Origin of the sequence: Calidithermus timidus DSM 17022, assembly GCF_000373205.1 — a bacterium.
Classification (GTDB): domain Bacteria; phylum Deinococcota; class Deinococci; order Deinococcales; family Thermaceae; genus Calidithermus; species Calidithermus timidus.
The window spans coordinates 1-17,120 of record NZ_KB890700.1 but is presented as its reverse complement, the minus strand read 5'-3'; the positions used below and the strand labels follow the sequence as shown (position 1 = coordinate 17,120).

At 66.4% G+C, this 17,120-nt stretch carries 21 protein-coding genes and 1 tRNA gene; 9 read left to right on the top strand and 13 right to left on the bottom strand.

Going from position 1 to position 17,120, the window contains the following annotated elements:
* The first annotated feature begins 97 nt into the window (after positions 1–97).
* On the top strand, positions 98–1,252 hold the full coding sequence (tgt, locus tag B047_RS0113040) for a tRNA guanosine(34) transglycosylase Tgt (protein ID WP_018467411.1): 1,155 nt from the start codon (positions 98–100) through the stop codon (positions 1,250–1,252).
* Positions 1,253–1,334: 82 nt separating this feature from the next.
* On the opposite strand, the gene B047_RS0113035 is transcribed toward tgt, so the two are convergent.
* From B047_RS0113035 to B047_RS16830, 3 genes are all read right to left on the bottom strand, one after another.
* Positions 1,335–2,576 carry a glycerate kinase type-2 family protein gene (locus B047_RS0113035; RefSeq protein WP_018467410.1) on the bottom strand — a complete coding sequence of 414 codons (1,242 nt, stop codon included), beginning with the start codon at positions 2,574–2,576 and terminating at the stop codon, positions 1,335–1,337.
* Positions 2,577–2,733: 157 nt separating this feature from the next.
* Positions 2,734–3,264, bottom strand: a complete 531-nt coding sequence (locus B047_RS0113030) for a DUF4384 domain-containing protein (protein ID WP_018467409.1) — start codon at positions 3,262–3,264, stop codon at positions 2,734–2,736.
* A 28-nt stretch (positions 3,265–3,292) separates the two neighbouring features.
* Complete coding sequence (locus tag B047_RS16830; protein ID WP_018467408.1) at positions 3,293–3,922, bottom strand: ribonuclease HII; 630 nt, start codon at positions 3,920–3,922, stop codon at positions 3,293–3,295.
* A 98-nt stretch (positions 3,923–4,020) separates the two neighbouring features.
* On the opposite strand from B047_RS16830, the gene B047_RS0113020 reads away from it, so the two are divergent.
* The 3 genes from B047_RS0113020 to B047_RS17680 all read left to right on the top strand — a co-directional run bounded on the left by B047_RS0113020 (position 4,021) and on the right by B047_RS17680 (position 5,079).
* Positions 4,021–4,449 (top strand): CBS domain-containing protein, encoded by a 429-nt coding sequence (locus tag B047_RS0113020; protein ID WP_026234874.1) that lies wholly within the window; start codon positions 4,021–4,023, stop codon positions 4,447–4,449.
* Positions 4,450–4,651: 202 nt separating this feature from the next.
* Positions 4,652–4,728: transfer RNA gene (locus B047_RS0113015), tRNA-Pro, on the top strand.
* Between the two features lie 42 nt (positions 4,729–4,770).
* The gene (locus B047_RS17680) at positions 4,771–5,079 is read left to right on the top strand and encodes a hypothetical protein (RefSeq protein WP_084784995.1); all 309 of its coding nucleotides are present in this window, start codon (positions 4,771–4,773) and stop codon (positions 5,077–5,079) included.
* Here B047_RS17680 and B047_RS18470 read toward each other — a convergent pair.
* The 6 genes from B047_RS18470 to B047_RS0112990 form a co-directional block, all read right to left on the bottom strand.
* Positions 5,076–5,228, bottom strand: coding sequence for a hypothetical protein (locus tag B047_RS18470; RefSeq protein WP_018467406.1), 153 nt, complete (start codon positions 5,226–5,228; stop codon positions 5,076–5,078). The genes B047_RS17680 and B047_RS18470 overlap by 4 nt on opposite strands.
* Complete coding sequence (locus B047_RS17975; RefSeq protein WP_157205932.1) at positions 5,218–5,514, bottom strand: PIN domain-containing protein; 297 nt, start codon at positions 5,512–5,514, stop codon at positions 5,218–5,220. The genes B047_RS18470 and B047_RS17975 overlap by 11 nt, the downstream gene beginning before the upstream one ends.
* Positions 5,515–5,651: 137 nt before the next feature.
* Entirely contained in the window at positions 5,652–6,152 is a 501-nt protein-coding gene (locus B047_RS0113005) for a hypothetical protein (RefSeq protein ID WP_018467405.1), read from the bottom strand.
* 6 nt (positions 6,153–6,158) lie between these two features.
* Entirely contained in the window at positions 6,159–6,389 is a 231-nt protein-coding gene (locus B047_RS0113000) for a type II toxin-antitoxin system antitoxin (protein WP_018467404.1), read from the bottom strand.
* Positions 6,390–6,461: 72 nt separating this feature from the next.
* The gene (locus B047_RS0112995; protein ID WP_018467403.1) at positions 6,462–7,358 is read right to left on the bottom strand and encodes an SPFH domain-containing protein; all 897 of its coding nucleotides are present in this window, start codon (positions 7,356–7,358) and stop codon (positions 6,462–6,464) included.
* Between the two features lie 43 nt (positions 7,359–7,401).
* The gene (locus B047_RS0112990) at positions 7,402–8,373 is read right to left on the bottom strand and encodes an alpha/beta hydrolase (protein WP_018467402.1); all 972 of its coding nucleotides are present in this window, start codon (positions 8,371–8,373) and stop codon (positions 7,402–7,404) included.
* Between the two features lie 93 nt (positions 8,374–8,466).
* Here B047_RS0112990 and B047_RS0112985 point away from each other — a divergent pair, with 93 nt between their 5' ends.
* The gene (locus B047_RS0112985) at positions 8,467–8,682 is read left to right on the top strand and encodes a hypothetical protein (RefSeq protein WP_018467401.1); all 216 of its coding nucleotides are present in this window, start codon (positions 8,467–8,469) and stop codon (positions 8,680–8,682) included.
* A 48-nt stretch (positions 8,683–8,730) separates the two neighbouring features.
* Here B047_RS0112985 and B047_RS0112980 read toward each other — a convergent pair whose 3' ends face one another.
* Positions 8,731–9,312: a Uma2 family endonuclease gene (locus B047_RS0112980; RefSeq protein ID WP_018467400.1), complete on the bottom strand. Its 582-nt coding sequence runs from the start codon at positions 9,310–9,312 to the stop codon at positions 8,731–8,733.
* 195 nt (positions 9,313–9,507) lie between these two features.
* On the opposite strand from B047_RS0112980, the gene typA reads away from it, so the two are divergent.
* A complete protein-coding gene (typA, locus tag B047_RS0112975; RefSeq protein ID WP_026234873.1) occupies positions 9,508–11,292 on the top strand; it encodes a translational GTPase TypA in 1,785 nt (594 codons plus the stop codon).
* A 76-nt stretch (positions 11,293–11,368) separates the two neighbouring features.
* On the opposite strand, the gene B047_RS16825 is transcribed toward typA, so the two are convergent.
* Positions 11,369–11,797 (bottom strand): VOC family protein, encoded by a 429-nt coding sequence (locus tag B047_RS16825; protein WP_018467398.1) that lies wholly within the window; start codon positions 11,795–11,797, stop codon positions 11,369–11,371.
* A gap of 110 nt (positions 11,798–11,907) precedes the next feature.
* Between B047_RS16825 and B047_RS17970 the strand changes: the two genes are divergently transcribed.
* The 3 genes from B047_RS17970 to B047_RS0112955 are packed head-to-tail and all read left to right on the top strand — an operon-like array spanning position 11,908 to position 14,784.
* Complete coding sequence (locus tag B047_RS17970) at positions 11,908–12,066, top strand: hypothetical protein (RefSeq protein ID WP_018467397.1); 159 nt, start codon at positions 11,908–11,910, stop codon at positions 12,064–12,066.
* Positions 12,063–13,043, top strand: a complete 981-nt coding sequence (locus B047_RS16820; RefSeq protein WP_018467396.1) for an amidohydrolase family protein — start codon at positions 12,063–12,065, stop codon at positions 13,041–13,043. Before B047_RS17970 ends, B047_RS16820 begins: the two co-directional genes overlap by 4 nt.
* A gap of 7 nt (positions 13,044–13,050) precedes the next feature.
* On the top strand, positions 13,051–14,784 hold the full coding sequence (locus tag B047_RS0112955) for a glycoside hydrolase family 125 protein (protein ID WP_018467395.1): 1,734 nt from the start codon (positions 13,051–13,053) through the stop codon (positions 14,782–14,784).
* A gap of 22 nt (positions 14,785–14,806) precedes the next feature.
* On the opposite strand, the gene B047_RS0112950 is transcribed toward B047_RS0112955, so the two are convergent.
* Complete coding sequence (locus B047_RS0112950; protein WP_018467394.1) at positions 14,807–15,337, bottom strand: LOG family protein; 531 nt, start codon at positions 15,335–15,337, stop codon at positions 14,807–14,809.
* Positions 15,338–15,419: 82 nt separating this feature from the next.
* Positions 15,420–16,751: a hypothetical protein gene (locus tag B047_RS0112945; RefSeq protein ID WP_018467393.1), complete on the bottom strand. Its 1,332-nt coding sequence runs from the start codon at positions 16,749–16,751 to the stop codon at positions 15,420–15,422.
* Between the last annotated feature and the right edge of the window lie 369 nt (positions 16,752–17,120).

Below are 17,120 nucleotides of genomic sequence, written 5' to 3'. Positions count from 1 at the left end.
GGCCCTACGTCGTACGCAGGGCCAAAGACGGCGGCCCCCCTCGAGCCCCTCAGCAGCCCTCTCGCCGAAGGCGCCCGGCGTTCGGCTAGAATACCGGGTGTTTTCTTTCGCGATCACCGCTCGAGCCGGCCGCGCCCGCACCGGCGTGTTCGAAACCCCCCACGGCCCCGTGCAAACCCCGCTGTTCATGCCGGTGGGCACCCTGGGCAGCGTGAAGGGAATCAGTCCACGGGAATTGCGGGAGATCGGCAGCCAGGTCGTTCTGGGCAACACCTACCACCTGCTGCTGCGCCCCGGCCCCGAGCGGGTGCGGGCCCTGGGCGGCCTGCACCGCTTCGCCGCCTACCCTGGCCCCTGGCTCACCGACTCCGGCGGCTTCCAGGTGATGAGCCTGGGCCATATGCGCCGCATCGGCGAGGAGGGGGTGGTGTTCCAGAGTCACATCAACGGCGACCTCATCGAGCTTTCGCCCGAGAAGAGCGTGGCCGTGCAGGAGGCGCTGGGCGCCGACGTCATCATGGCCTTCGACGAGTGCCCACCCTACCCCGCCACCCGCGAGTACCTCGAGGAGTCCATCGAGCGCACGCTGCGCTGGCTCGAGCGCTGCCTAAAAGCCAAGACCCGCCCGGATCAGGCCCTCTTCGCCATCGCGCAAGGTGGGGTGGATCTGAGGTTGCGCCGCCGGAGCGCCGAGGCCACCGTGCCCTTCGACACCCCCGGTTTCGCCATCGGCGGGCTGGCGGTGGGGGAGCCCAAGGAGGCCATGTACCCGGCGGTGGAGCTCTCCACCCGGCTCCTTCCCGAGCACAAGCCCCGCTACCTCATGGGGGTGGGCCACCCCGAGGATTTGGTGGCCTCGGTGGCGCTGGGTGTGGACATGTTCGACTGCGTGTACCCCACCCGCACCGGGCGCTTCGGCTACGCCCTCATCCCCGAGGGGCGGCTCAACCTCAAACTCACCCGCCACCTCGACGACCCCAACCCCATCGACCCGGAGTGCGACTGCTACGCCTGCCGCCACTTCAGTCGGGCCTATCTGGCCCACCTGGTCCGCGCCGACGAGATGCTGGGCTTGCGCATGCTCTCGCTGCACAACCTGCGCTACCTGCACCGCCTGATGGAGCAGGCCAGGGCCGCCATCCGGGAGGGGTGCTACGGCGCGTTCGCCCGCGAGTTCGCCCACAGGCGCTTCGGCGGCGAGGTGCCGGGCTGGTTCCGGCGGGCGCTGGAGGAGGGTGGGCACTGGGCGTAGCCGAGCCTCGATCCGCTTAATCCGCACGTTCGGCGAGCTTCCACAACCCCCAAGCCCGCTTTGCGCTCGAGGTTCGGCGTATCTACTCGACGACGATCACCCGGTAATCGTTGAGGTTGTTCTGGGTGGGCCCGCTGATCACCAAGCCGCCGTGGGCCTTGAAGAATCCGTAGGCATCGTTGTTGGCGAGGCGCTCTTTGGCCTCGAGGCGTCGGCTTCCATGCAAAAGCTCCGGATGAATCACCGCTCCCGCCGCCTCGGTGTTGCCGTCGATGCCATCGGAGTCGCAGGCCATGGCCCACACTCCACCCTCGTCCAGGCAGTAGGCCAGCCACAGCAAAAACTCCTGGTTGCGCCCCCCTTTGCCCAAGCCCCTGACCGTCACCCCGGCCTCGCCACCGGAGAGCAACACTACAGGTGGAGCGACCGGTTGCCCCGCCTCGCGAATGCTCTGCACCATCGCCGCGTGGAAGCGGGCCAGTTCGCGGGCCTCGCCCACGAAGCGGTCGCAGAGGGTCAGCACGGGGTAGCCCTGCCCCTCCCAGTAGGCGCGGGCCGCCGCCAACAGGTGCCGCGCCGCCCCGATGAGCCGGTTCTCCACCCGCGCGAAGAGGGGATCGCCGGGCTTAGGGGTCTCGGGCAGCTCGCCGCGTGCGCCGCGCTCGAGGTGTCCCCGCGCCGGGCTCTCGATGCCGTAGCGTTCCAGCACCTCGAGGGCTTGGGCGAAGGTGCTGGGGTCGGGCACGGTGGGCCCGGAGGCGATCACCGAAGGATCGTCGCCGGGCACGTCGGAAAGGAGCAGGCTACTGACGCGCGCCCGGGTAGCCGCCGCCAGCCGCCCACCCTTGAGCCTCGAGAGGTGCTTGCGCACCGCGTTGACCTCCCGGATGTCGGCCCCTGAGGCCAGCAGGGCCCGGCTGAGCGCCTGCTTCTCCTCGCTCGAAACGCCCCAAGGAGCACTCACCAAAGCGCTCCCGCCGCCCGAGATCAGCACCAGCAGGTGGTCGGAAGGGTGGAGCCGCCCTACGAACTCGAGCACCCGTTCCCCCGCAAGCAGGCTCTGCTCGTCGGGCACCGGGTGGCCCGCCTCGAGCAACTCGATTCCTGGCAAGTGGACACCGGGCTCGAGGTGCCCGTAACGCGTGACGCCCAGGCCGGGCACCCTCCCGTAGGCGTCGCTGACAGCCTTGAGCATCGGGAAGGCCGCCTTCCCCAGCGCCAGCACGTGGGTGGGCGGGGTCTGGGGCAGTGCCTGGCGGGTCAGGTGGTAGGGGTGGGTGGCCTCCAGGGCGAAGCGGAAGGACTCGAGCAGCTTCTGGCGCATCGACTTAATGTAACGAAGCGGCTCTCCCCCAGGGGCGAGCGGCTATTCCCCCGGCCATTGCCCGGCAACAGCCCCATGACGCTTCCGGGCAAGGTAGTGAAAGGCCATCCGGCCCCCGGCGATGCCGGTACTCAGGGGACGGTACAGTTCCCGATCTTCAGGGGCTGACGTAAAAGTACGACTCGGCTACGTCGCGGATCTGGGCCAGGTTGCGCTCGAAGTAGATGCGGATTTGGTTGTTGAACTCGTCATTGCTGAAGGTGCCCCGGATGCTCAGATACCCCCTGGGCTGGGTGTTGGTATAGATGGCGCGGATGCGCTCGAGCCCATAGGGCGAGCCGGGATCGACGAGGTAGTAATCCGCCCCCTGTCCGGGTGGGGGGAGCAGGGTGGTTCCGGCCTCGAGGTAGTAGGTGCCCAGGGTGTTGCTGTAGCCACTGGCCTCGGTGCTGACCAGGGTGACGTAACCCGCTTGGGTCAGGCTGATCACGAAGCGGATGCGCTCGCCGGGGCGGTAGCTGGCGCCGGTACCCCGGTCGGGCTCGAGGCGGGTGATGATGGGGATTGGGCTCAGGTCGAAGCTTCCGCGAAAGCCAAGGCTGAGGCTGCTGGAGCGAAGGTAAATGGTGCAGGCCGACAGCAGACCCAGCAGCGATAGCGCAAGAAAGATACGAACGAGCGTTTTCATGCTGCCTCCGTTCTCAACCATAAGCGGCTCAGATGAAATCTGGCTCATTTCTCCCTGAGCTTCGTGTGCCAAACAGCCTTGCTTGGGCTACCGGGGAAAAGCTTTTGCGGTGAAGCGGGCAGGGGCCGTGCCGGGCGAGGGCCTCGAGGTGATCGGCGGTGCCATAGCCCTTGTGGCGGGCGAAGCCGTAGTGGGGATAGAGTTCGTCGAACTCGAGCATCAGCCGGTCGCGGGCTACTTTGGCCAGGATGCTGGCTGCCGCCACGGTAGGGGAGTCCCGGTCGGCCTTGGCGGGAGCCCGCAGCGGCAAGGGGATCGAGAGGTGCAGGTAATCGGTGATGAGGGCCTGGGGTGGGGGGGTAAGCTGCTCGAGGGCTCGCGCGGCGGCCAGGTGGGTAGCCTGTAGAATGCCCACGGCATCGATCTCGTGGGGCTCGGCCAGTCCCACCCCCCAGGCCAAGGCCACCCACCGGACCTGGGCCTCGAGGTGCTGACGCTGCCGGGGGGAGAGGGTCTTGGAATCGCGAAAGGGATACCTGCCCGGTGGCAGGATCACCGCCGCGGCCACCACCGGCCCCGCTAGGGCTCCGCGCCCGGCTTCATCCACACCTCCGACATGCAACCCCACCGCCCACCAGTCGGCTTCCGGAACGTCCATACCCCCAATCTACTCGAGGGCTGGGGCGTTTGGCCCTATGGCCCAGCCCGCCCGGAGCGCACAGTATGAATTGATCACGACCTGAGGAGGTGGGTTTGATGATCAGTGAAAAATCGACGTCCATCCGGCAGTGGATGACCCTCAATCCCGTCTGCATCACCCCCGAGACCACCGTGCCCGATGCTGCGCTTCTCATGCGACAGGGAGGCTTCCGGCGCCTTCCGGTGCTGGAGGGTGGCAAGCTGGTGGGCATCGTTACCGACCGCGACCTCAAGGAAGCCATGCCCTCCGATGCCACCTCGCTTTCGATTTGGGAGCTCAACTACCTGGTGGCCAAGTTACCCGTGCGCGAGGTGATGAGCTATCCGGTGATCACCATAGGCGAAGACGCCACCCTCGAGCAGGCCGCCAAGCTCATGCTGGAAAACAAGGTAGGTGGGCTGCCGGTGATCTCAGGAGAGAAGCTGGTGGGCATCGTCACCGTGAGTGACGTACTGCGGGCCTTCGTACACTCCGGGGCTAACTGAGCCTCAGCTCAACGGGCATACAGCCGTCAGAGGCCGCACAGGACCCCAGATGGCTTTGCGTTGTGCCCCTGGAGTACCCGGCTAAGCTAGACTACGCGTCGGCTCCCCACTCTTAGGAGTTTCGGATGTCTTGACCGATTACAGGCTTGTCGCTAGACTATGGGACGCGCGGTAAGCATGGAGCTGCTGCGCGAAAGTGCGTCGGGGTGTAGCGCAGCCTGGTAGCGCACACGCTTGGGGTGCGTGTGGTCGTGGGTTCAAATCCCGCCACCCCGACCAGAAAAACCGGGGGCCTTTGGGCTCCCGGTTTATTGTTTTTTTATGAAAACCCCCTCCTCTTACCCACCAGCAACCACCTCAGATGAGGCACTCAGCCAATTTTTTCTCAACCCAGAGAACTACGCGGCGCAATCAGAAGAGGTGGTCTTCCGTGCTGTAGGACGCCCAGATATTTACGATGACTGGGACTGGGGTCGACTTGTTTATCGGTGGGATGGTCAGCGCATTGCGATAAGGGTCATCATGCAAGGAGGGGTGGTTATTTGTGTCGAGCGTTTGGATCCATCGGACAGAAGCCGCTTCGCTGAGGCCCTCGAGGTGCTGTGGCAGCGACCCTCCGGCCTGATTTAAGGGGAAGTGCTCGCCCAGCGCCCGCACGTGGATGGCCCCTTGCAAGGGTCACCCTCCTCGCGCACCGTGTAGCGCCCCTCGGCCAGCTCGGCAAACTCACGCTTGCGGTTGACGATGATGAGGATGCGGAAGGTCTGTCTACCGGCCACGTCCAAACTCCGGGACCACTACGACCGGAACTTTTTCTTTTTTGGCGGCTTGGTACAGGGTTTTGTCTAGGGTAAAGAACAGCAATTTACGAAACGTTTGCATGGCCAGAGCAGCGGCCAGGTGAACGGCATCCGCCCCTTTTAGGGGGTGTTTTTGGCATAGGTCAAAGGCTTTTTGGCAAACGGTTTTTGATACCCGAAGCACCATCCAGTTTTCTAAGTTGTTCAATAAGAAGGATTGGATTTTCTCCCTATCGGATTTGCTCAGATTTCTGTTTCTTACCATAGCCCCTGTTGCGCCAGCTATTTCAGGTACGACCAGGGCGAACTTTTTGAAGCACTCGGCGCAGGAATAGTCCCTTCGCCGTCCTGGAAGGCGAGGTCAAAGGCGAGAGCAGGGCCTTGAGCCAGACCATGACACCCTCAGCTGGAGGCGGCAACGCTGAAGCTGTGGTTCTGCTCGAGTGCGAGTGCATAGAAGGCGATCACGGCGGCCAGGGCGGCGATCTCGAGCGGCGCGGTGCTGCTGAGGTGCACATCCTTGCCGTCCCAGCGCCCCCCAATGCGCCCACTGAGGCGGTTGGGCACGGTGGCCTTGAGGCTCACGTCGTGCCCGATCTTCAGGCCGCCCAGCCGCCCGGTGAAATGGGTGCGGCCAAGCTCAAGCCGCAGGTCCTTGCCGAGGATGGCCCCGCCCAGGCGCAGGTTCAGGGCCCGCGATCCCAGAGTGCCTCGCACCTCGAATCCGGCGCGCTTGCTCCCAACCCGCCCGCTCACCCGACCGTCGCCGAGGCTGAGGCAAACGTCCTTGCCCTGGTGCGCCCCGCCGACGCGGCCTGTGAGGCAGGTGCCGTCCCAGGTTAGGTTGACGTCATAGCCGGCTCTGAGGCCGCCGACCCTCCCGCCGATGCGCTGCTTGGTCATCTCGCTTCAGTCCTCCTTCGCATGAGTACCGGCATCGCCGGGGGCCGGATGGCCCTTCGCTGGATCCTCGGGCTCGGGCTGGGTTTTCGTTCTGAACCGTCCCGCCCTGCGCACCGACTCCCGCAGCACGAACTCAATCTGGGCGTTGACACTGCGGAACTCGTCGTTGGCCCAGCGCTCGAGCGCCTCGTAGAGCTCTGGGTCGATGCGCAAGAGGAACTTCTTCTTCTCGGCCATAGAAGGCAGTCCGTAGCCCGTGGTGTGTGACCTGTGGCTTAGCGGGGTATGTGCTCCCCGAGCCGCCAGCGCTCAGTACAGGCTGCCCGTGTTGATGATGGGCGAGGCCTCCGACTCGGAGACCAAAGCCACCAGCAGGTTGTTGACCATGGCGGCCTTGCGCTCCTCGTCGAGGTCCACCACTCCCTCGTTCCTGAGCTGCTCGAGGGCCTGCTTGACCATGCCCACTGCGCCCTCGACGATCTTCTGCCGTGCAGCGATCACCGCCTGGGCCTGCTGGCGGCGCAGCATGGCCTGGGCGATCTCGGGGGCGTAGGCCAGGTGGGAGATGCGGGCCTCGAGCACGTCGATGCCGGCGATCTCGAGGCGCTTATGCAGCTCCTTGCGCAGCTCGTCGCCCACCTCGTCGGGGTTGCCGCGCAGAGACTCGGTGCTGTCGTGGGTGTCGTAGGGGTAGCGGCTGGCCAGGGCACGAATGGCAGTCTCGGACTGGATGGCCACGAACTCCTGGTAGTCCTCCACGTCGAAGGTGGCGCGGGCGCTGTCGGTGACGCGCCAGACGATCACCGCCGCGATCTCGATGGGGTTTCCGGCGGCGTCGTTGACTTTGAGCCGCTCGGAGTTGAAGTTGTTGACCTTCAGGCTGAGTTTGTGCTTCTTGGCAAAGGGGTTGACCCAGTACCAGCCGTCGCGGGTGATGCTGCCGGTGTACTTGCCCAAGAAGGTGAGGACGCGCGCCTCATTGGGCTGCACCACCAAGAAGCCCCCCATCAGGATGAAGCTCAGCACGATGGAACCTACCCCGTACAGCAGTGTGGGCAGCTCGGCCGGCTCGTTCGCGCGGCTGCCGATGACCTCGAGGGCGAAGTCACGCAACTGCAAGCCGCCCCAGGCCAGCAGCCCCAGTACCAGGATCAGTCCCAGAATCCCCGGCAGCGCCAGGGCCCTCTTCTCGCGGGTGATGTTCATTATGGCCTCCTATAAGCGTTGGTGATAGGCAGTGTGGGTGTGTTTAGAGCGAAGCCTGCAGGAAGCCTACCACGACCGCCAACAGGCCCTCGGCCAGCGGCAGCTTGGGGTCGCTGTAGGCGGCGAGGTTAGCTTGGGGGTCGGCGGGAGCGCGCTTGAGCACGTGGTTCATGCCCTCGACGAGCACCTTCTGGGCCTTGGGGTTGGCGGCGGCCAGGGCCTCGGCCTCGGCGGGGCTCACCTGGAGGTCGGTGGTGCCCTGCACGACGAGCACCGGGACGTTCAGCTTAGCGAGTTCCCGGGCGGGATCGTAGCGGAAGACCGAGATTAAGTAGGGCTGCACGCTGGCGCGGAAGAGCTGCGCCGTGAGCTGCGGGGGGAGCTGGATGCCGGCCTCGGGCACGGCACGCCCGGCCGTGAGCTCCTTCACCACCCGCTCGGCCTCCTGGTACATGGCGGGGGGAAGCTGTGGCTTGAGCTGCTCGAGCAGGATCTGCCCCAGCGGGCGGCCCGGCCCCGCCAGCGAGACGAAGGCATCGGCCCCGGCCCGCTGGGCGGCGAGCATCCCGATGAGCGAGCCCTCGCTGTGCCCGATCACCGCTCGCTTGCCAAAGCGCCCGTCGCGACGCAGCCACTCGAGCCAGGCCGCCGCGTCCTCGACGAAGCCCTCCAGGCGCACGTCCTCCTCGCTGGCCAGTGCGCCGGCGCTCTTGCCGATGCCCCGCTTATCCACGCGCAGGCTGGCGATGCCCTGTGCGGCGAGTCCCTCGGCCAGCAGCTTTAGGCTGTCGTTCTTCCCGGGAAGCAGCGGGTTGTTGCCGTCGCGGTCGGTGGGACCGGAACCGGGGTGGATGAGGGCCACCGGGTACGGCGGGTTGGCGGCGGGCAGCTCGAGGGTGGCGTAGAGCTTTCCGGTGGGGGTCTCGAGCACCACCTCCTGGGCGGCGGCCTCACCCCCGCCCAGCAGCCCCGTAGCCGCGGTGATGAATCCTACGACGATGGGGATAGGTGTCATGGTGCCTCCTGTTAGCAAAATGATATCACTTTGAAAGCAGAAGTCAATGCTAGGCACAAAGGGTCGGGCGGGGTGGGTGTAGGCTAATTCCCTATGGAAAAGCTACTGGCTGTCTTGCCCCACACCGAAGACCCCGAACAGGCGCTGAGCCAGTTGCTGCCCAAGCTCGCCAAGACCATCGCCTCGGAGATCCGCCAGGGTGAAGCGTCTTCCACCGAGACCTTCCTGCTGATGCTGATGAGCTTTCGGGAAGAGAACACCGAAGCGCCCAAGGCGGATTCTCCCGACCCCTGCGTTTACCTCGGGTAGCGACGGGTCCAGCTTGCCGGGCCCCTTCAGCCGCGGGGGCTCAGGGGTTCAGGTTGCTCGCCCGATAACCTCAGCAACGGCCAGCCCGGCGTAGATCTGCTCGAGGCTGAGGGCCTCCCCCAAACAGGCGACCTCGAGTTCACCGTCGTTGATCAACTCGCTCCACACCAAGTTCCAGCGGGTTCGCTGATAAACCCCCACCCGCTTCTCGTCCTGCGAGACCAGCACGTAGGTCTCGAGGGTGGGGATTTTGAAGTAGGCCTCGAGCTTCTCCCGCCGGTCCTTGTCGGCGGTGGTCTCCGACAGCACTTCCACGATGAAGCAGGGCTCGTGAATTTCGCTTTCGTGCGCTTCGGTGCCGCAGCTGATCACTACGTCGGGGTAGTAGTAGCGGTTGAGCGCTTTGACCCAGGTCCTCATGTTTTCGACCTGGAGCCGACAGCCCTCGACCCTGGCTTTCTGGGCCAGCGCGAGGGTGATGTTCACGACGATGTCGTTGTGGGTGCGGCTCTCCCCAGCCATCGCGTACACAAAGCCGTCGAGGTACTCGTAGCGCGAACCGGTCTGCTTCTCCAGCTCGAGCCACTCCTCCTTACTCAGCCGGGCGGGACGGGGAGCGCTTGCGGGCATGATCAGTGTGATTATAGTGCGCTGCTGCCGGGCGCCATGAGCCCTACGTCGTAGGCAAGACGCCAAACGCCGTCGGGTGCTCGCCTGTTCTCCCTTCTATACAAACCCCTTTGCGGCCAGTAGACTACGAAGGTTGTGCCGTTGCCGTTCCTCGAGGTCGGGGAGAGGCAACCCAATCCCCTCAAGAGGAGCGGTATGGAACTCAGAAACATCGCGATCATCGCGCACGTGGATCACGGCAAGACCACGCTCGTCGACGCCATGCTCAAGCAGGCCAAGGCCCTCTCCCGTCATGACGCAGCGGGCGAGCGCATCATGGATTCCAACGACCTCGAGCGCGAGCGCGGCATCACCATCCTGGCCAAGAACACCGCCGTCGTGTGGAATGACGTGAAGATCAACATCGTCGATACCCCCGGCCACGCCGACTTCGGCGGGGAGGTCGAGCGGGCCTTGAGCATGGTGGACGGGGTCCTCCTGCTCGTCGATGCCGCCGAAGGCCCCATGCCCCAGACCCGCTTCGTGCTCAAGAAGGCCATCGAGGCGGGGCTCAAGCCCATCGTGGTCATCAACAAGGTCGATAAGCGCGATGCGCGTCCCGACGAGGTCTTGAACGAGACCTTCGACCTCATGGCCGAGCTGGGGGCCTCCGAGGAGCAGCTCGACTTCCCCTACCTCTACGCCATCGGGCGCGAAGGCGCGGCCTGGCTGAAGGAGAAGAAGGACGGGCTCGAGGACCTCTTCCAGGTCATCCTCAGCCACATCCCCGCCCCCAAGGTCGAGGAGGGCCCCTTCCAACTGCGCGTGGCCAACCTCGACTACTCCAGCTTTCTGGGCAAGATCGCCATCGGCAAGGTGCACCGCGGCAGCGTGCGCAAGGGTCAGGTCATCAGCATCGTGGGTGAGCACGGGAGCCGTGACGCCAAGGTGGTGGCGGCCTTCACCCACCAGGGGCTCGAGCGCCTCGAGGTCCTGGAGGTGGCCCCCGGCGACATCGTGGCCATCGCGGGCATGGAAGGCGTGGAGATCGGCGACACCCTCGCCGCCAAGGAGGCTCCCGAAGCCCTGCCCCGCCTGGCGGTGGACGAGCCCACCGTGAGCATCACCCTCACCCCCAACACCTCACCCTTCGCGGGCAGAGAGGGTAAGTTCGTCACCAGCCGTCAGATCCGCGAGCGGCTTTTGAAGGAGCTCGAGACCAACGTGGCCTTGCGGGTCATCGAGGTTACCCCCGATACCTTCGAGCTGCACGGGCGCGGCGAGCTGCACCTGAGCGTGCTGCTGGAGACCATGCGCCGCGAGGGCTTCGAGTTCAGCGTGGGCCAGCCCAGCGTGCTGCTGAAGGAAGTGGGTGGCCAAGTGCACGAGCCCTACGAGTACCTGGTAGTGGACGTGCCCGAGGCTAAGTTCGGCCCCGTGATGGAGGCGCTGGGCACCCGCAAGGCCCAGATGGTGCACATGGAGCAAGACTCCGGTCGGGTTCGCGCCGAGTTCACCGTCCCGGCCCGGGCCCTCTTCGGCTTCCGCACCCTCTTCCTCACCCTCACGGCGGGCGAGGGCGTGATGAGCCACAGCTTCCACGGCTACGCTCCGCACGTGGGCGCGCTCGAGACCCGCACCACCGGCAGCGCGGTGGCGATGGAGGCGGGCGTGGCCTTCGCCTACAGCCTCCACCGCCTACAGGAGCGCATCAGCTTCTTCATCGACCCCGGCACCGAGGTCTACGTGGGTATGATCGTGGGCGAGAACTCCCGCGATAACGACCTCAACGTCAACGTCTGCATCAACAAGAAGCTCACCAACATCCGCGCCGCCGGTTCCGATGAGAACATCCGCCTGATCCCGCCCCGCAAGTTCACGCTCGAGGAGGCCCTGGAGTTCCTGGCCCCCGACGAGCTGCTCGAGGTCACGCCTAAGAGCCTGCGCCTGCGCAAGCGGGTGCTCGACCCCAGCCAGCGCAAGCGGGCTGAGGTAGTCTGATACCGGATTCGGGATGGTCCGCGCAGCGGAGGGCAGTAGCGTCCTTGGAAGGGAGACTGCCTACTCGAGCCTGGTATCAGGCGTTGGGAGCCATGAGTTGGAGGTACATCCCAAAAGGCGTCTGCACGTAGACGAAGCGCTCACCCCTGGGCTTCAGGATGCGCACACCGGGCACGGTGCGCAGGCGGGCGAGGGTCTGCTCGAGCCCACCGGTTTTGAGTGCCAGGTGCCGCCCGCCCCAATCGGGGTTGCGCGGCATTTGGCGCTGCTGGCGCGGCGATGTCCACTCGACGAGCTCGATGGTGTCGCCACCCGCCTTGAGGAAGGCGAAGCGAACGGACTCATCGGGCTCGACATCGAACTGCTCGGCGATGGGGTCGTCGGGGGTAGGCAGGGCGCCGTGGCTGAGGAGTTCGAAGCCCAGGACTTCGGTGAAGAACTGCAGGGCTTCGTCGAGGTTGGGTACGCTGAAACCTACGTGGTGAACGCCGGTGATGAGGCTCATGCGGTTTAGATTACCGCAGAACGGCCGGCGCCGAGCGCGAGACGCAAGATGCCCTGGCCCTTAGCCCTCGACCCTTCCCGCCCGCCGAATCCCTCTGTCACAATAGCGCCATGAACCTCAGCCGCTTCCCCACGCCCGCGCTGAGACCCCTGGTGGGTACTGCTCTGGAGCAGGTCATCCGGGCTTTCATCGGCATGGCCTTCTCTGTGGGGCTGGCCGTACCGACGGACCAGATCCGGCACTTCCTCGAAGGGCAGAAGCGCGCATGAAACTGCCCTTACCCGTCTTCGACATGCATCTGCACCTGCCCTACTCGGGCAGTGAAGGGCCATCCGGCCCCCGGCGATGCCGGTACTCAGAGGACCTGTGGGGGGCGTGGGGAACGCGCCTGGCACAGCGTTACGGGGCCGAGAAGCTGGCACTGTGGAACGAGCGCAACGCCAAGGCGCAGGAGGGCTGGTGGAGGGCCTACGGCTTCCCGCTCCCGGACTCGCCCCAGCCCAGCCCGGCAGAGTGCGCGCGGCGTTACGCGGAGGAGGTGGAGCGCTACGGGCTGCTGGGGCTGGTGTTCCTCACCGGCGGCGGCAACGAGCGCCTGGCCGAAACCCTGAGGCCCTACCCCAAGCTCCACGGCTTCGCCTTTGAGGCCGACCCCTTCCGGCCAGAGGCCGCGGCCGAGCTGCGCCGGAGCGTAGAGGAGCTGGGCCTTAAGGGGCTCAAGCTCTTCGGGAGCGCGCTGCTGCGGCCCCTCGACGACCCCGACCTGGACCCCTTGTGGCGGGTCTGCGAGGAGTTGCAGATCCCGGTGCTTATCCACTTCGGGCCGCTGGGCGGGGGCGGCGGGATCGCCGATGGGGTCAACATCAGCCCCATGCGGCTACACGAGGTGGCCAAGGGCTACCCCACGGTGCCCTTCATCGTGCCGCACTTCGGCTGCGGCTACCTCAACGACCTACTCCAACTGATGTGGGCCTGCGACAACGTCTACGTGGACACCTCGGGCAACAACGAGTGGCGGCGCTACCTGTGGCCCGAACCCACGCTCAAGGACCTCTTCCGCCGCTTCTACGAGCTCTTCGGCCCCGAGCGCATCCTCTTCGGTACCGACGCCTCCTGGTTCCCGCGGGGCTGGGTGCTGAAGTACTTCGAGGAGCAGTACCGCGCGGCGGTAGAGGTGGGCATCCCCGAGGCGCACCAACGCCTGATCTTCGCGGGGAACGCGATGCGGCTGCTCAGGATCGGATGAGTGCCCTATGGCCGAACTCATGACCCCCGCCCCCGTGCTCGAGGACCCCCCCGCCCATCGGCCCACCGGCAACCTCGAGCTCCACCTCGAGGCCCACCCCGAAGCTCCACGCCTGCTGCGGCTGGGGGTGGCCTCGCTGGGCCTCAACGGCCTGCTCGATCTGGTGGGCGAGCCGCTTTTGGAGGTGCAGGGGCAGGGCTGGGAGGGCCGCCTGCTCGACGACTGGATCCCGGTGTGGGAGAGCCTGGCCTGCACCGTGACGCTGCTGGCCCCCTGGGGTGAGCGCGGCTTCGCGCTGCGGCTCGAGCCCAAAGAGCCCGGCCCGCTGCGGGTGCTGGGCCGCGTGGCCCACCTGGGGTTGCGCCGCTTCCGCGAGGAGACGGTAGACGTCTTCTTCCGCGCCACCCACGACCCCTGGACCAGGAGCCACGTGCTCGAGGCCCGCACCGAGCGCACCCTGCTGGCGCTGGGGTTCCAAGCCGACCGCGAGCCCAGCCAGCTCGAGTGGGGGGAACAGTTCGCCATGGAGTGGAGCGCCGGGCCGGCCACGCTCTACGTGGGGGTGGCCCCCGAGGCCGACGGGGCCCGCACCACCGCGCTGCACCTGCGGCGGGTGGGCTGGGAGGGGTTGCTCGAGGCCACCCGGCGCAAGATCTTCGCCCTCACCGGCGGCTACGCGGGGCCGCTGGAGCACGGCTACCGGCGGCACCTGCTGCTGGCCTACTTCTACGCCCAGGCCGACAGCCTCGAGGGCGAGCCCGTGCTCCTGACCTCGCGCAGCCCGCACTACTACGTCTCGGGGGCCTACTGGTCGCGCGACGCCTTGCTGTGGTTCTTCCCCGCGCTCTTGCAGGCCGATCGGCCCCGGGCGCGGCAGGTGCTGCGGGCGGCCTTCCGGCGCTACGCGCGCTGGCCCGGCGAGCACGCGCAGTACCTCGGCGGGCCCCCACTCTACCCCGGCTTCGAGCTCGACCAGGCCGCGGCCTACCCCCTGGCGCTGGCGCGCTACCTCGAGGGCGGCCCCGACCCCGAGCTGCTGGCCGAGCTGCGCGAGCCGCTGGAGTGGGTCTTCGAGCGGGTGCGGCGCGAGCGCCACCCCAGCCTGCCCCTCTACCGCACCTTCCTCTCCCCCACCGACGACCCCGTGCCCCACCCCTACCTGACCTACGACAACGCGTTGTGGTCGGTGGCGCTGAACCGGCTGGCCCCCTTCACCCCCGACCCCGCCGCCCTGCGCGAGGAGGCCCGCCAGATCCGCGAGAGCCTCTACCGCCAGGCGGTGCAGGGCGGGCGCTTCGTGTTCGCCTTCGAGCCGGGCGGGGGCTTCGTTTGGGGCGATGAGCCCGCCGGGAGCCTGATGCTGCTACCCCACCTGGGCTTCGCCAGCCGCGAGGACTTCGTGTGGCAAGCCACCGCCTTGTGGATCATGTCGGAGGAGAACCCCCACCACTACCGCGCCCGCTTCGTGGGGGAGGGCTCGGCCCACTTCCCCTTCCCCTCGGGCTTCAGCCTGGTCAACCGCATGCTCTCGGGGCTGCGGCGCAGCGCGGCGGAGGCGGTGCTGGCCCTCGAGCAGGCCCCCCTCGACCACGGCTACGCCTGCGAGTCCTTCGACCCCCAGACCGGCCTGGCCCGCACTGGCGTGGGCTTCGCGGCCCTGGCGGGTTTCGTGGCCTACGGGCTCGCCCACGCCGGTGCGGCCCTCGCGCCCAGCACCCGCCTCACCCAGCCTGGGCTTTGAAGCCCGTCGCAACAGTCCGGGCTCAGCCAGGCAAGCGACCGAGGAAGCGCTCGACGTCCTCCAGGCTCTCCAGCACGCTCAACAGCTCGAGGTGCTCGGGGGCGATCTCGAGCCGGGGCCGCAACAGCTCCATCCAGCTCGCGTGCACCCCCACGGGGCGGTAGGGCTGGCCGTGCATGTGGGCGATCATGGCCACGTTCCAGGCCGCCATCAGCTCGGTGAGGGTGCCTACCCCACCCGGCAGCACCAGGTAACCCACCGCCACGTCCAACAGCCGCTCGATGCGCGTGAGCAGGGTGGGGGCGGGAATCTCCAGGTCCACATGGGCGTTGGGGCCTTTGCGCGTGGGAAACAGCGGCGGCGCCGTCACCCCCACCACCAGGCCCCCGGCCTCCTTGGCCCCGTGCGAGACGGCCTCCATCGAGCCGTTATAACCCCCGGTGACTACCCCAAACCCCGCTTGAGCCACCGCCCGCCCCCAGGCATAGGCTTCACGATACTGCGGCGTGTGCACAGCCGAACGAGCCGAGCCAAACACGGCAACCAGTCGCATGACCCGAGCATAAGCCCTCGAGGATCGGTGTCGGGTGACGGATGTAGGGAGCTTGTGGCCTGTGGGGAAAAGCTTTCGACACCTACGCCGGAGCAGTCTCCGGGCAGGGGCAGCAGCGGTGCTCCTGGTCCTTGTCCATCAGCTCGATCTGGCGCTTGAGCTGCTCGTTCTTCAGGCGCAAGTTCTCGAGCTCGAGCTTGATCTGCTCCTCGAGTTCGGGCTCACAGATGCTGCACTCGTCCAGACAGCCGCGCACGAAGAGGCCAGGGGTGGGAAAGGAGGTCTTGCGCTCGAAGGAGAACTCGAGCCTGGCCTCCGGGCTGAGTTGCCCGCCCACCTTGTCCAGCAGCCCCGCCCTCACCAGGTCCTGGTCCACCTGCCGCAGGGCCCGCTCCTTGACCGCCAGGGGCAGGGGTTCGACGGCGGGTGCCTGAACCAGCGCGACCGCGCCGAAGGCCGCAGCCCGCGCCCCGACCTCGCCCGCCCCGCTCAGACCTGCCTGTCGCAAGGCGCTCTGGCGCGCGAGCTCTTCGACCTTCAGGCGGTTTTCGTCGCTGGCCAGCACGGCCTGGGGGATCACCGAGAGCTGGCCCCTGGAGACCTGGGGGTTGAGCGCCACCTGGGTATTGACGGCGGGGTCGATCACCCGGCGGCGGATGGCCTCGAGGGTGAAGCGAATGGTCTGGGTCTTGTTGATGCGGTAGAAGTAGAAGGTGATCGCCCGGCAGCGGTTGGGGTTCTTGAATTCCCGGCTGCTGGACTCGAAGTGGTCCTCGGTCTCTCCCTCGGCGTGCGAGCGGGTGCTGACCTCGCCCATCGAAACCGAGCTCGCAGCCCTGGTGGCCATCTCCGAGCGACTGTGCGAGGCCTCGGCGTGCTGCTTCAGCTCGCGCAGGAACTCGCTGGTGGAAGAGGCGTTGTAGCTGCCGCTGACCCCCACCGACGGCCCCGAGAAGATGGTCTCGAAAAAACCGCTGGTCTCGGCATGGCTCTCGGCGCTGCCCTGCGATACGTTCCTCGAGCGGCTGCTGTCGCGAATGGAGAGGTCGGACATGGAGCGGTCCATGCTGGCCATGTAGAAATGTTCCTCCTGGGTCTGCTCGTTGCGGTAACTGAGCTTCGAGGCCGAGTCGAAGGTGAAGCGGGTGCGGCGGTCGGAGGTGAACAGCCGCACCTTCTCTCCGGGAAAGAGGGTGGTGGAGTAGGCCAGGTCGCCCACCTCCAGCGGCCCCGCGCAGCGCTCGAGCCGAGCGTGGATGAGCACCTCGACCTGCACCGTCTGGCGACGGTCGCCCACGACAACGGTGGTGGGGTGAATCTGGCGGTAGTGGAAATCCAGAAAATCACAAGTGGGCTTGGCTTGCAGATCGGGACAGCACGGCACGCCCTTTACACTTTCGTGCTTTTCTACCATAAGCTGCTCCTATTGTGCTAATGCAAGAGAAAATGCCTGAGGGCCCTGAACACAACACAACCAACCTCTCATACCGGATTCAAGAGGCTATCTTTTTGAATCCTAGAGCACTCCCTTCGGTCGACCGCCCCGCCTTGGCGGGGCGGCGTTCCCATTCGGGAACGAACTGACCGAATCTGGTATCACCCCCTCGCCAGGACGGTGTGGACACGATGCTGGCCGCATGCACCTTGTAGGCGGCGGGTCTCAGGCTAGAACACCCAACGTTACCGGAAGGTTACAAAATAAAGGTTGGCTCAAGGGGGAATCGATGGCCCATACCAGAGGGCCTGGGTCAAGCGTCGAGGGCTGGTGACGCGGTGTACGACC